The organism is Buttiauxella ferragutiae (genome assembly GCF_022637515.1).
In the GTDB taxonomy this organism is placed as follows: Bacteria; Pseudomonadota; Gammaproteobacteria; order Enterobacterales; family Enterobacteriaceae; genus Buttiauxella; species Buttiauxella ferragutiae.
In genome coordinates, this window is sequence record NZ_CP093332.1 from 4,988,982 (window position 1) to 5,002,692 (window position 13,711).

The 13,711-nt window shown below is 52.3% G+C and carries 9 protein-coding genes, 1 pseudogene and 1 riboswitch; of the genes and pseudogenes, 5 read left to right on the forward strand and 5 right to left on the reverse strand.

Annotated elements, in window-relative coordinates; genetic code table 11:
* Positions 1–52: 52 nt before the first annotated feature.
* The 4 genes and pseudogenes from MNO13_RS22940 to MNO13_RS22955 all read left to right on the forward strand — a co-directional run.
* Positions 53–517: pseudogene (locus MNO13_RS22940) on the forward strand (sodium:proton antiporter); the annotation flags it as partial.
* Between the two features lie 51 nt (positions 518–568).
* A riboswitch (Lysine riboswitch) is annotated at positions 569–802 on the forward strand.
* 157 nt (positions 803–959) lie between these two features.
* Positions 960–2,315, forward strand: coding sequence for a lysine-sensitive aspartokinase 3 (gene lysC / locus MNO13_RS22945; protein ID WP_064541285.1), 1,356 nt, complete (start codon positions 960–962; stop codon positions 2,313–2,315).
* 92 nt (positions 2,316–2,407) lie between these two features.
* Positions 2,408–3,355, forward strand: coding sequence for a ketopantoate/pantoate/pantothenate transporter PanS (gene panS / locus MNO13_RS22950; protein ID WP_064541288.1), 948 nt, complete (start codon positions 2,408–2,410; stop codon positions 3,353–3,355).
* Between the two features lie 196 nt (positions 3,356–3,551).
* Positions 3,552–3,824 (forward strand): YjbD family protein, encoded by a 273-nt coding sequence (locus MNO13_RS22955; protein ID WP_064541291.1) that lies wholly within the window; start codon positions 3,552–3,554, stop codon positions 3,822–3,824.
* On the opposite strand, the gene rluF is transcribed toward MNO13_RS22955, so the two are convergent.
* The 4 genes from rluF to metH all read right to left on the reverse strand — a co-directional run bounded on the left by rluF (position 3,825) and on the right by metH (position 10,822).
* On the reverse strand, positions 3,825–4,697 hold the full coding sequence (rluF, locus tag MNO13_RS22960; RefSeq protein ID WP_064541294.1) for a 23S rRNA pseudouridine(2604) synthase RluF: 873 nt from the start codon (positions 4,695–4,697) through the stop codon (positions 3,825–3,827).
* 95 nt (positions 4,698–4,792) lie between these two features.
* The gene (locus MNO13_RS22965; RefSeq protein WP_370090666.1) at positions 4,793–5,206 is read right to left on the reverse strand and encodes a hypothetical protein; all 414 of its coding nucleotides are present in this window, start codon (positions 5,204–5,206) and stop codon (positions 4,793–4,795) included.
* 61 nt (positions 5,207–5,267) lie between these two features.
* On the reverse strand, positions 5,268–6,896 hold the full coding sequence (locus MNO13_RS22970; RefSeq protein WP_064541300.1) for a Na/Pi cotransporter family protein: 1,629 nt from the start codon (positions 6,894–6,896) through the stop codon (positions 5,268–5,270).
* 242 nt (positions 6,897–7,138) lie between these two features.
* Positions 7,139–10,822, reverse strand: a complete 3,684-nt coding sequence (gene metH / locus MNO13_RS22975; RefSeq protein WP_064541318.1) for a methionine synthase — start codon at positions 10,820–10,822, stop codon at positions 7,139–7,141.
* 185 nt (positions 10,823–11,007) lie between these two features.
* On the opposite strand from metH, the gene iclR reads away from it, so the two are divergent.
* Positions 11,008–11,841, forward strand: coding sequence for a glyoxylate bypass operon transcriptional repressor IclR (gene iclR, locus MNO13_RS22980; RefSeq protein ID WP_064541323.1), 834 nt, complete (start codon positions 11,008–11,010; stop codon positions 11,839–11,841).
* Here the strand turns inward: iclR and aceK are convergent.
* Positions 11,838–13,580, reverse strand: coding sequence for a bifunctional isocitrate dehydrogenase kinase/phosphatase (aceK, locus tag MNO13_RS22985; RefSeq protein ID WP_064541325.1), 1,743 nt, complete (start codon positions 13,578–13,580; stop codon positions 11,838–11,840). The two genes, iclR and aceK, sit on opposite strands and share 4 nt — an antisense overlap.
* Positions 13,581–13,711: the final 131 nt, after the last annotated feature.

The following is a 13,711-nucleotide window of genomic DNA, read 5'->3' on the forward strand; positions in this document are numbered from 1 at the left end:
GCAAACTGTGGTGTTCGGTTTAGCCTGCGGCGGGCTGTTTGGATGGTTGCTCGGGAACGCGTGGTCTGAGCATGCGGAAAACCACTTCGATTTAAGCAATATTGCGCAAGTGCTGGTACTTTCGCCCAATCGGCATCAAAACGCACTGGCGGTTTATCATTTCAGCCATATTTTCGGCAGTGAAAATGTTTTTTCCATCCGCTCCGGTTCCGCATTAAAAGGTCGAACCAGCAACGAAAGTGCTCGTTTTCGTCGTCACGAGAAATTTTTTCCTGAAGATGTCACCTGGAGCAGTTTAAGCAGTCAGTTGGCCAAAGGTGCAACCATCAAAGCGACGCGACTAAATGAAAATTTTGGCTGGCTGGATTATTTGGAGAAAAATCGCGGTGTAGTGCCATTATTTTCCCGTCTGGAAGAAGGAAAAACTACTGCTATAAATGGCCCCACTGCTCCGACCTTACCCTGCACCCTGATTGCACTGGTGCAGAATGAAAACTCCTCAACTTCCAGGCGTTGACTTCTGTCGCGTTCCATTTTATTTGTATACGGCTACTTGCTCACTTGTGAGTAAGCCAGAAGAGGTGCGTCGCCCAGGTATCGTGTTTGAGGAGCCAATCCGAAGACGACACAGGAGGGGGAGCGACGCCGAGGTAATGTGCGTATGGCAGCGGATATTATCGACTACAAGGGCTGAATCCCTTGGGTTGTCACCTGAAGCATTCGGCAGTTGGATGCTTATACCCGGAATATTGCGCTGTGATGTACAGACTCTGGGTAGACAAGGTGGGGCGCTTCTGGGTGTATCCGTAGTTCAGTCTTCTTTTCTACGTCTGCCCCTTTCCCGCTCCCCCCTTGTGCCAAGGCTGAAAATTTAATGCCATTACCCCGTAATGATTCGAGTGTATCCAACAAAGATGCAGGCTGAAGAATGACGGATTGGTCCCTGACACGAGGTTGTAATGTCTTACCCACAAACCGTTATTGCCAAATTTGGCGGCACAAGCGTAGCCGATTACGACGCAATGAACCGCAGCGCCGATGTTGTGCTTGCTGATGAAAACGTTCGCGTAGTGGTGCTTTCCGCTTCTGCGGGTATCACCAATTTACTGGTTGCCCTGGCGCAAGGCCTGGAAGCGACCGAGCGTTTCGTTAAGCTCGATGCTATTCGCAAAATTCAATATGACATCGTCGAGCGTTTGGCTAATCCGCAGATTATTCGCGAAGAGATTGAACGCCTGCTGGAAAACATCACCACGCTTGCTGAAGCCGCATCACTGGCGACATCCACCGCGTTAACTGACGAACTGGTCAGCCACGGTGAATTAATGTCTACGCTGCTGTTTGTCGAAATCCTGCGTGAACGAAAAGTGGATGCGCAATGGTTTGATATTCGTAAAATCATGCGTACCAACGACCGTTTTGGCCGTGCTGAACCGGATGTGGCAACCTTAGCAGAACTGGCGACCCAGCAGCTTCAACCGCGTCTGGTACAATCTCTGGTGATTACTCAAGGCTTTATCGGTAGCGAAGCCAAAGGCCGCACCACTACGCTTGGCCGTGGCGGCAGCGACTATACTGCGGCACTGTTGGGTGAAGCGTTGAAAGCAACCCGTGTAGATATCTGGACTGACGTTCCGGGCATTTACACCACCGATCCACGCATGGTGCCAGCGGCAAAACGCATCGATAAAATCGCCTTCGAAGAAGCCGCTGAAATGGCGACATTCGGTGCAAAAGTCCTGCATCCTGCAACATTATTGCCTGCTGTGCGTTGCGATATTCCGGTGTTTGTTGGCTCCAGCAAAGATCCCAAAGCGGGTGGCACCCTGGTGTGCAACCAAACCGATAATCCGCCGTTGTTCCGTGCGCTGGCGGTCCGTCGCAAGCAAACCCTGGTGACACTAAACAGCCTGAGTATGCTGCATGCTCACGGCTTCCTCGCAGAAGTGTTCAATATTCTGGCACACCACAATATTTCCGTAGATTTGATTACCACTTCCGAAGTGAGCATCGCACTGACGCTGGATACCACCGGCTCAACGTCTACCGATGAAAGCCTGCTGACCACTGCATTGCTGACCGAACTTTCTTCGTTATGCCGTGTGGAAGTGGAAGAAAACCTCGCGTTGGTCGCTATCATCGGTAACAACCTGTCCAAAGCTTGTGGCGTGGGTAAAGAGGTCTTCGGCGTACTCGAGCCGTTCAATATCCGCATGATTTGCTACGGCGCATCCAGCTATAACCTGTGCTTCCTGGTGCCGGGAGACGATGTTGAACAAGTGGTGCAAAAACTTCATCACAATCTGTTTGAATAAATTTTAATCTCATGCCATGAATACCAAGTGCCGGGCTCGATCCCGGCATTTTTATAACCATAAAACAACACAACACTTGCAAGGATCTCAATATGCTCGCTGTATTCACCCGGCTGTTTCCGCTCTGGGCGGTTCTGCTGTCTGTACTCGCCTATTACACTCCCGCAACGTTCACGCCCATCGGCCCGTGGGTCAGCACGCTGTTGATGCTGATTATGTTTGGTATGGGTGTGCATCTGCGCATAGATGATTTTAAACGGGTGCTATCACGCCCAGCTCCTGTTGCGGCAGGGACTTTTCTGCACTATTTGATCATGCCGCTGGCAGCATGGGTTCTGGCAAAGCTGTTCCATATGCCACCTGACCTTTCCGCAGGCATGGTTCTGGTAGGAAGTGTGGCAAGTGGCACAGCGTCAAACGTGATGATTTATCTGGCAAAAGGCGATGTGGCGCTCTCAGTAACCATTTCCTCGGTTTCCACACTGGTCGGGGTTTTTGCGACACCTTTGCTGACGCGTTTGTATGTCGATGCGGATATCAAAGTGGATATAGTGGGTATGTTGCTGAGCATCCTGCAAATCGTGGTCATTCCGATTGGCCTTGGATTGATTGTGCATCATCTTTTCCCGCGCCTTGTAAAGCGTGTAGAGCCCTATTTACCGGCGTTTTCGATGCTCTGTATTCTGGCGATTATCAGTGCCGTAGTGGCGGGTTCAGCTTCGCATATCGCGTCTGTTGGCCTGATGGTTATCATCGCTGTGATTTTGCATAACGGTATTGGGTTACTGAGCGGATATTGGGGCGGGAAGCTGTTTGGATTTGATGAATCCACGTGCCGCACACTGGCAATTGAAGTGGGTATGCAGAACTCAGGCCTTGCGGCGACTCTCGGTAAGATCTACTTCTCGCCATTAGCTGCACTACCTGGCGCACTGTTCTCGGTGTGGCACAATCTGTCCGGCTCGATTCTGGCGGGTTACTGGTCTGGCAAACCGATTGATGAAAACAACGGTAAGCATTTGAAAAAACGCCGCGCCTGATTCAACTCTGATTGAGCAAACTGCCCGGGAAACCGGGCTTTTTGCTTTTAACTCAGCGAAACGATGACAATCTTGCCATTGCAACTGAGCATATTTACCAACATTTTAGGGTAACTTTGCGACCAGACGCTGATTTTTACTGAGCTAGCGGGCACTTTGCTTTACACTGGAGGCCACTTCTTAAGAGGCCGCAACAATGTCCACATCAAGACTGACACAACAAGATATGACCGAAGCCGAGCAGCGCGAATTGAAAACGCGGCTAGACCGCGCACGCATCGCCCATGGTCGTCCCCTGACAAACTCAGAAATCAACCACGTTAAAAAAACTTATATCGACCAACTAATGGAAGCGCGTGAACAAGCAGCTAAAAAAGTTCGCCAAATCAAAAAGCAAAAAGCAGCAAAACCAGATACTTCTGCAACCTATTCCTGGTCTGCCAACAGCCATTCACGCGGAAAGCGCTAACTAGCGCCCTTTCTTTTTGCGCCCTGGCTGGGCAAAGCGTTTGCGCGAAGCAAGCTCTGCCGGGGTTTTCGCGCTGCTCTTTGGCCCTGCACTTACCGGTTTTTTGGCAACGGTAGGTTTGGATTTTGGCTTTTTCGCAGGCTTCGCCTCGGAAGAAGAGTTCTCAATCAATTTAAACAGCTCAACCAATTCATCATCGGTTAAATCACGCCATTCACCCAGCGGTACCCCTTTCATGCTGACGTTCATAATGCGAGTCCGCTCAAGCTTCGTCACTTCATAACCAAAATGTTCGCACATACGGCGAATCTGACGGTTAAGCCCTTGTACCAAAGTGATGCGAAACACAAACGGCGCTTCTTTCTTCACTTTGCATTTCTTGGTGACCGTTCCCAGCATAGGCACACCTGCGCCCATGCCACGTATGAACTCGTCGGTGACTGGTTTATTGACCGTGACGACGTACTCTTTTTCATGGTCATTCCCGGCACGCAGGATTTTATTCACCAAATCGCCGTGATTGGTGAGGAAAATCAACCCCTGGGAGTCTTTATCTAAACGGCCAATCGGGAACACGCGTTTACTGTGGTTAACAAAATCGACAATGTTGTCTTTTTCGCCATCTTCGGTGGTACTCACGATACCCACAGGCTTGTTCAGCGCGATAAGCACCAGGTCGTCTTCATCACGGGGTTCAATTAACTGACCGTTGACCTTCACCACATCTCCGGCAAATACCTGGTCGCCAATCGCGGCGCGTTTGCCGTTGATGAAAACATTTCCCTGTTCGATGTAACGATCGGCATCACGACGGGAGCAGATACCGCTCTCGCTAATGTATTTGTTCAGACGTATAGATGAGTTGGTCAGCATGGTTCCTCCGTAAAACCTGGAATATACCTTACCTGAGGGGCGATGCGAACAGACTCGGGCAACAAACGCGAAGTTCATTGCCCGTAGAGGGGTGTTTATTTTGCAGGTGTCGCCGCAACAATGGCTAACCGTTTCTGAATATCTTTATCGAGGTTATTGACCCAATGATTATACGAGCGGTGAATTTCGCCACCAGAGGCCAGTAAATTCACGCTGTTTACATAGTTAATTGAGTAATCTTTCTCGCTGTAGTTAATACGCACAGTGACGCTGTGCTTGCGAATGTTTTGTGTCGCATTAATGACGCCAGGCCCCGCTACCGACATAATCCAGTCGCGCCCTTGTCCGGCGGTGATAATCGCCTCCTTAACCTGCTCAGTCGTGACATGAGAGGTGATTATCGTCCGTGGCGTGCGAACCGGTTCAGTCCTGTCTAACGCCGAACATCCTGCCAATGCTGCAATACACACTACACCTGCCAACATCTGTTTTAGTTTTAGCTTCATCATTAAATTCCATTTTTAATCCATCAACAGAACGGATTATAAGCTGATGATTCATGCAGGAAAATTAGTATTCATCACGATCATCATCGTCGGGTTGTTCCAGAACGCTGTAGGCCACGGCGCAGAATAACGAGTTCAGGCGCTTCATATCGCCGAGCAAGCCCAGATGAAGTGAGCTGGTTTCGATACTCTGCACGTTTTGCTGATGCAGACGATCAACGTGGGCATGCGAGAAGCGGCGGTTCAGAATGCGGAAGCGATGTTTATTACGGCGCAAACGGCGCGCGCTGTTCACATCCGCGGAGAAGAATACCGACAGACTGAGTTTCAGGTTGCTGGTGAGTTGCTGAAGCAGAATATCCAGTTCTTTCAGGCCATCCGGGGAAAATGCCCGGCGCGCAGCTAACGATTTATCGGCGACTTCACTACCCATACGTTCGAGAATATCCGCCGCCTGTTCGAGGTTTAGCGACATCTCGATAATTTCCGCCCAGCGTCGCGATTCGACTTCCGCCAGCTCTTCTTTCTGCATCTGCGCCATATACAGTTTAATCGCGGTATACAGCACATCGACATCGTCAGCGAGTTTGCGCAGCTCTTTTTCCTGGCGCGGTTCGCCGTGCATCACCTTGCTCCAGGTATCCAGCATTTGCTCAAGCACATCCCCCATGCGTAAGGTTTCACGCGCAGCGTTCGATAGCCCAAGCGCCGGAGTATCCAGCGCGGTGACATCCAGATGTTTCGGCTTCATACGCGCATCGACTTCAGGGACTTCGCTAATCACCCTACGGCAAAAACGCGCCATCGCCCCGGCAAACGGCACCATCGCCAGGCAGCGAATCAGGTTGTAGAAGACGTGGAAATAGATAACCAGTTCAGATTCCGGCTGCGACAGTTTCTGCATCGCATCCGCCAGAATATGCACGAACGGCAGCACGATGATACCGCCCACCAGCTTGAACAGCAGGCTCCCTAACGCGACTCGGCGCGCCGCTGCATTCGCGGTGCTGTTGTTGATCATCGCCAACAGGCCAGAACCGAGGTTAGCACCAATCACCAGACACAGCGCGACATCAAACGAGATGATACCGGCAGAGGTCAGCGTGGCGGTCAGCAACACGGCAGCGAGGCTGGAATAACTGATAATCGCAAACATCGCGCCAATCAGTGCATCGAGCATGATGTCGCCTGTTAGCGAGGCGAAAATCACCTGTACACCGGAAGCCTGGGTTATCGGCGTGACGGCGGCAACAATCAATTCCAGCGCCAATAAAATCAACCCAAGGCCGATACCGACGCGCCCGAGTTGGCCCGCCCGCGTCTGTTTACGGCTGAGGAAGAAAATCACGCCAAGGAAGATGAGTAGCGGCGACAGCCAGGAAAGATCGAAAGTCAGGATTCGCGCCATCAGCGCCGTCCCTACATCCGCGCCCAGCACGATGACCAGCGCCGGTGTGAGAGCCACCAAATCCTGGGCAACAAACGATGTCACCAACATGGTGGTGGCGTTGCTGCTTTGCACCAGCGCAGTGACACCAATACCCGCGCAGAAGGCGAACGGTTTTTTTTCAACACTGCGGCTGAGCACGCTACGGAGATTGGCCCCATACACTCGCATGATGCCGGTACGCACAATGTGTGTGCCCCAGACCAGTAGCGCCACCGCAGAAAGCAGATGCAGTAAAGTAAGCACGCGTTCTCCTGGAGGTTTTTACTTAATAAATTCCAGTATATAACGCATGGCGACAATTAAACGATTCGAGATGTAAACCACCCTCACCCTGACCCTCTCCCTGAGGGAGAGGGAATAAGGCGGGAAGCGCCTCTCCACGAGGGGGAGGGAATAAGGTGGTAAGCTCCTCTCCACGAGGGAGAGGGCATAAACGGTGTGCTCCTTCTCCTGGGAGAGAAGGTTGGGATGAAGGCGTGCGAATGTTAGTCCGCGTCGTAGCCCAGGTTCGGAGCTAACCAGCGTTCAACATCGGTCACCGACATCCCTTTGCGACGCGCGTAATCTTCCACCTGGTCACGTTGAATCTGCGCTACAGCGTAGTATTTGCTGTCAGGATGGCTGAAGTACCAACCAGAAACGGAAGCACCAGGCCACATGGCGTAGGACTCGGTAAGTTTCATGCCGATCACGTTTTCTACATCCAGCAATTCCCAGATAGTCGCTTTTTCAGTGTGTTCCGGGCAGGCCGGATAGCCCGGTGCCGGGCGAATCCCCTGGTAGTTTTCGCGGATAAGCTCTTCGTTGCTGAGGTTTTCTGTTGGTGCATAGCCCCAGTAAACTTTACGCACCCGCTCATGCAGATACTCAGCAAACGCTTCAGCCAGACGGTCAGACAACGCTTTCACCATGATTTTGTTGTAATCATCATGCTGCGCTTCATAACCTTCTGCCAGTGCGTCTTCTTCCATACCGCCAGTGACCGCAAACGCGCCGATGTAATCTTCTTTGCCACTATGTTTTGGCGCGACAAAATCAGCCAGACAGTAGTTGGCAAAACCGACTTTCTCGGTCTGCTGACGCAGATGGTGCGCCACAGTTTGTACTTGGGTACGAGATTCATCGCGGTAGATTTCAATGTCATCATCCACGCGGTTTGCCGGGAAAATCCCCACCACGCCACGCGGCGTCAGGAGTTTTTCGGTATGCAGTTTGTCCAGCATATCGTTAGCATCTTTAAACAGGCGCTGTGCCTCTTCACCCACCACTTCATCTTCAAGGATGCGCGGATATTTCCCGGCCAGCGACCAGGTCATAAAGAATGGCGTCCAGTCGATGTAATTGCGCAGCGTTTCGATGCTGGCGGTCACTTCCTGCACACCCGGGCGGTGTGGTACCGGAGGCGTGTAGCTTGACCAATCAAATGCCAGATCGTTTTCACGTGCGGCAGCAAGCGACACCGGTGGAGTGCGCGGTTTTTTACGGCCATGTTGGGTACGCACGGTGACATATTCTTTGCGTGTACGTTCTACGAAATCGTCATGCTGTGTTGGCGAGAGTAGCGCTGAAACCACGCCGACGGTACGCGAGGCGTTCTGCACGTAAACCGTTGGGCCGCTGTAGTTCTGCTCGATTTTTACCGCCGTATGCGCTTTAGAAGTGGTCGCCCCGCCAATCAGCAGCGGCAACGTAAAGCCCTGGCGCTCCATCTCTTTGGCAACGTTAACCATTTCGTCCAGCGACGGCGTAATCAGCCCGGACAGGCCGATAATATCTGCGCCCACTTCACGCGCGGTTTTCAAAATCTTCTCGGTTGGCACCATTACGCCGAGGTCGATGATTTCGTAGTTATTACATTGCAGCACCACGCCAACGATATTTTTGCCGATGTCGTGGACATCGCCTTTCACCGTGGCGAGCACGATTTTGCCGTTGGTTGAGCCTTTTTCTTTGCTAGCTTCAATGTACGGTTCGAGATACGCCACCGCCTGTTTCATCACGCGGGCAGATTTCACCACCTGCGGCAGGAACATTTTCCCTTCGCCAAACAGGTCGCCAACCACGTTCATGCCATCCATCAGCGGGCCCTCAATAACCTGAATCGGGCGTTCAGCCTGCTGACGAGCTTCTTCGGTGTCGAGTTCAATAAACTCAGTGATACCTTTCACGAGTGAGTATTCAAGGCGCTTTTTCACGTCCCAGCTACGCCATTCGGCTTGTTGCGCGGCCGCGCCGTCGTCACTTTTACTACCGCGATATTTCTCGGCCAGATCCAGCAAACGTTCGGTACTGTCATCACGACGGTTGAGGATCACGTCTTCGACGGCATCACGCAACTCCGCAGACAAATCATCGTAAATCGCCAGTTGCCCGGCGTTAACGATGCCCATGTCCATGCCGTTACGGATGGCGTAATAGAGGAATACGGCGTGAATGGCTTCGCGCACCGGGTCGTTGCCACGGAAGGAGAACGACACGTTCGACACGCCGCCGGAAATCATCGCATGCGGCAGTTCGCGTTTAATGTCAGCACACGCGCCGATAAAATCCTGGGCGTAGTTGTTGTGCTCTTCGATTCCGGTCGCGACGGCAAAGATATTCGGGTCGAAAATAATGTCTTCTGGCGGGAAGCCGACTTCTTCAGTCAGAATTTTATAGGCGCGGCGGCAAATTTCGATTTTGCGCTCGCGAGTATCAGCCTGGCCGACTTCGTCAAACGCCATCACCACCATCGCGGCACCGTAGCGGCGCACCAGTTTGGCGTGATGGATAAATGCCTCAACACCTTCTTTCATTGAGATGGAGTTAACGATGCCTTTGCCCTGAATGCACTTCAGGCCTTTTTCGATGACGTCCCATTTCGAGGAGTCAATCATGATTGGCACGCGGGCAATGTCTGGCTCACCGGCAATCAGGTTGAGGAAACGCACCATCGCCGCTTCGGCATCGAGCATCCCTTCATCCATGTTGATGTCGATGATTTGCGCGCCACTTTCGACCTGTTGCAATGCCACTTCTAGCGCTTCGTTATATTTTTCTTCTTTGATCAGGCGCTTAAATTTGGCGGAGCCGGTGACGTTGGTACGTTCACCGACGTTGACGAACAGGCTGTCAGCGCCGATGTTCAGCGGTTCAAGCCCTGCCAGACGGCATGCCACTGGCAGGTCTGGTAGTTTACGTGGGGCAACGCCTTCAACGGCTTTGCTCATCGCCGCGATGTGCGCAGGCGTGGTACCGCAGCAGCCGCCGATGATGTTCAGGAAACCTGCCTGCGCCCATTCGCCAATCTGGCGCGCCATTTCATCGGCATCGAGATCGTATTCACCAAAAGCATTTGGCAGGCCGGCGTTCGGGTGTGCGGTGACGTAGCAGTCAGCAATGCGTGAAAGCTCAGCCACGTACTGACGCAGTTCATCTGGCCCCAACGCACAGTTCAGGCCGAAGGTCAGCGCATCGGCATGGCGTAATGAGTTATAGAAAGCTTCGGTGGTTTGCCCGGAAAGGGTGCGGCCTGAGGCGTCGGTAATGGTGCCGGAAATCATGATTGGCAGGTCGACACCCAGCGCTTCAAATTCGGTTTTCACCGCAAAAATAGCGGCTTTGGCGTTCAGGGTATCGAACACCGTTTCAATCATGATGAGATCTGCACCGCCTTCCACCAGCGCACGTGTGGATTCGCGATAAGCCTCCACCAGCTGATCAAAAGTGACGTTACGGAATGCCGGGTCGTTCACGTCAGGTGAAATAGACGCAGTACGGTTGGTTGGGCCTAATACCCCAGCCACGTAGCGCGGTTTTTCCGGTGTGCGTGCGGTCCATTCATCGGCACAAGCGCGGGCAAGTTTTGCCGCCTCGTAGTTAATTTCCGCCGACAGGGATTCCATTTGGTAATCCGCCATCGCGATGGTTGTTGAGTTGAAGGTGTTGGTTTCGACGATGTCGGCACCGGCTTCAAAGTAGGCGTAGTGAATGGCGGCAATAATTTCCGGTTTGCTCAGCACCAGCAAATCGTTGTTCCCTTTCAGGTCACACGGCCAGTCTGCAAAGCGTTCACCCCGGAAATCGCTCTCATCAAGACGGTAGCTCTGGATCATGGTTCCCATACCACCATCCAGTACCAAAATGCGTTGCTGCAACTGCTGATGCAGTTTTTCTAATTTATTGCTCACTCTCGCTCCCACCTGTTTACCCAAGCCTGTCAGCCTAACCAATCATACTGTCACAAGTTGTAATGGGCGCAAAGCAATGGAACATGAGACATGTTCACCTGACTGATCCGATGAGTTGGATGCAGGTTGCATTATCGCCAAATAAAACGAAAATGATTTCCACGATATGAAAACAGGAGTCAGTTATGGTCGCTGCCGTTCCCGCCAAACGTGGAAAAAAACCACGTACAGCCACAGTGGCTGCACCACAGCCTACCGGACAGGTTCAGTCATTAACTCGCGGTTTGAAACTGCTTGAATGGATTGCCGAATCGCACGGTAGCGTGGCACTCACTGAACTTGCACAGCAAGCTGGCTTACCTAATTCCACTACGCATCGTCTGCTGACTACCATGCAACAGCTTGGCTTTGTTCGCCAGATTGGCGATTTGGGCCACTGGACGATTGGCGCACATGCGTTTGTCGTCGGCAGTAGCTTCCTGCAAAGCCGTAATCTGTTAGCGATTGTTCACCCGATGCTGCGCAAGCTGATGGAAGATTCCGGCGAAACGGTGAATCTGGCGGTGCTTGACCATAGCGACCATCAGGCGATTATTATCGACCAGGTGCAATGCGCTCAACTGATGCGGATGTCGGCACCGATTGGTGGCAAATTGCCGATGCATGCCTCTGGCGCAGGCAAGGTGTTTCTCGCCAATCTGAGTGATGACGAAGTCGTGACGTTGCTGCACCGCAAAGGGCTGCACAGCTATACGCCTGCCACGCTCACTTCCCCGCTGCATCTGAAAGAAGATTTAGCGCAAACCCGCAAACGCGGTTATTCATTTGATGATGAAGAACATGCGCTGGGGCTGCGTTGTGTGGCGGCGTGTATTTATGATGAGCATCATGAAGCGTTTGCGGCGATTTCGATTTCCGGGCCAATTTCTCGCGTGACAGATGATCGCGTAACCGAGTTGGGTGCGTTAGTGATAAAAGCAGCCAAAGAGATTACCCAGGCTTACGGCGGCGGGCGTTAACCCGCCTGCTTCAATTCTCCGAAACGGAGAATAAACCGCTGACGTTTGCGATAAGCAAAAACATCTTCCACATGCCCGTTGCGGATACGCTCCTGCAATGCGCGCCAGTAATCCGCACGGAACAAGTCGCTGTGCATTTCATCAAATATCTGGCGAATACGCGGGTCGGCGCATAAGTAGTGGCGGAATTCTTCAGGGAACACGTCGCCTGGCGCCACGCTGTACCACGGCTCGGCAGAGAGTTCGTCCTCCGGATAACGCGGCGGCGGGACGTCGCGGAAATTCACCTCGGTCATATAGCAAATTTCATCGTAATCGTAGAACACCACCCGCCCGTGGCGTGTCACGCCAAAGTTCTTAAACAGCATGTCACCGGGGAAAATATTCGCCGCCGCAAGCTGGCGAATCGCGTTGCCATATTCCTCAACGGCATCTCGTAATTGCTGGCCTTCGACCTGTTCCAGCCACAAATTCAGCGGCACCATTCGGCGTTCAATATAAAGATGGCTGATGGCGATGCGGTCACCGAGGTCGGTGAGTTTTTCAGGAACTTCCTGCTGTAATAATGCCAACAGCGGCTGGCTAATTTGATGTTTAGACAGCACAAAGTTTTCAAACTCCTGGGTATCGGCCATGCGCCCGACACGATCGTGCTCTTTGACCAGTTGATAGCATTCGCGCACGCGTTCGGCGGTCACCTCTTTTTGCGGCGCAAACTTGTCTTTAATCACCTTAAATACCCGATCAAAACCGGGGAGCGTAAACACCAGCATCACCATGCCACGAATGCCTGGCGCTTCAATAAACTGCTCATCGGTAGCAGAAATGTAGGTCAGATATTCACGATAACTTTCGGTTTTACCGTGTTTCTGGCAGCCAATCGCCATATACAGTTCAGCGGTGGTTTTGCCGGGGAGCAGCTCACGTAACCATTCCACCAGAGCCGCAGGGTGTGGGGCATAAACCATAAAGTAGGAACGGGCGAAACCAAAAACAATGCTGGCTTCGGCGCTGCTGGTTAAGCAGGTATCCACCACTAAATATCCGTCATCGGTGCGATGAATCGGCAGCAAAAACGGCACCTTGCCCGTCGGAAGCACCAGCTTCCCGACCAGCCAGGCGGCTTTGTTGCGATAAAACAGCTCGTTGGCAATGTCGAGGGAAGCCTGCTGCAAAGCCTCAGCACCAAAGGTTTCGTTGAGATGCGCAATGATGTAACCCGCATCACGTGCTAAATCTTGCCACGGCAGGCGCAAAGGTAAATCTCTGAGCAAGGAACGCAAAAGTGGCTGCCATCCTAAAGCCGGGGTAAAGGTTTTTGACAGCGGACGGGGGATAGTACGGAAACGTTTTTCATCCTGAGAGCTGAAGATAAAAAGCCGCTCGGGAGATAACGAGCGGTGATCGAAGAGGCGACAATAAACAGAATTGAAGAAGCTTTCAGCGATTTCGAAACGAGGGTAATCGGGTAACAATTGGGTGTACTGCGCTTTAACACGCAATAAAAACTCGTCGTCAGTATTTTGGCCGCCCGTGATACAGCGCAATTGCTCCACCACCAGGCCAACATGGTGATCATAAAGATGGATGCGGCTTTTCATCGCCCGCTGAACCGCATGCCAGTCAGCCTGCTCGAAGCGCTGCTGCGCTCCGGCAGTTATCTCAAGAAAGCGCCCATACTGCGCGTCAAAACCTTGCAGGATGGTGTGGGCAATTAACAGTTCCAGCCGACGAGTCATGAGTTACTCCGTGGTGTTTTCCACCCTCACCCTGGCCCTCTCCCTGAGGGAGAGGGGATTGATCGTGTTTTTCTCCTTCTCCCTGTGAACTGAGGAAGAAAGGATGGATCGTGTTTTTCTCCTTCTCCCCA

Bases quoted from the DNA above. Each gene is read 5' to 3' on its own strand.
- lysC (WP_064541285.1), top strand. From the start codon at position 960: ATGTCTTACCCACAAACCGTTATTGCCAAATTTGGCGGCACAAGCGTA.
- panS (WP_064541288.1), top strand. From the start codon at position 2,408: ATGCTCGCTGTATTCACCCGGCTGTTTCCGCTCTGGGCGGTTCTGCTG.
- MNO13_RS22955 (WP_064541291.1), top strand. From the start codon at position 3,552: ATGTCCACATCAAGACTGACACAACAAGATATGACCGAAGCCGAGCAG.
- rluF (WP_064541294.1), bottom strand. From the start codon at position 4,697: ATGCTGACCAACTCATCTATACGTCTGAACAAATACATTAGCGAGAGC.
- MNO13_RS22965 (WP_370090666.1), bottom strand. From the start codon at position 5,206: ATGATGAAGCTAAAACTAAAACAGATGTTGGCAGGTGTAGTGTGTATT.
- iclR (WP_064541323.1), top strand. From the start codon at position 11,008: ATGGTCGCTGCCGTTCCCGCCAAACGTGGAAAAAAACCACGTACAGCC.
- aceK (WP_064541325.1), bottom strand. From the start codon at position 13,580: ATGACTCGTCGGCTGGAACTGTTAATTGCCCACACCATCCTGCAAGGT.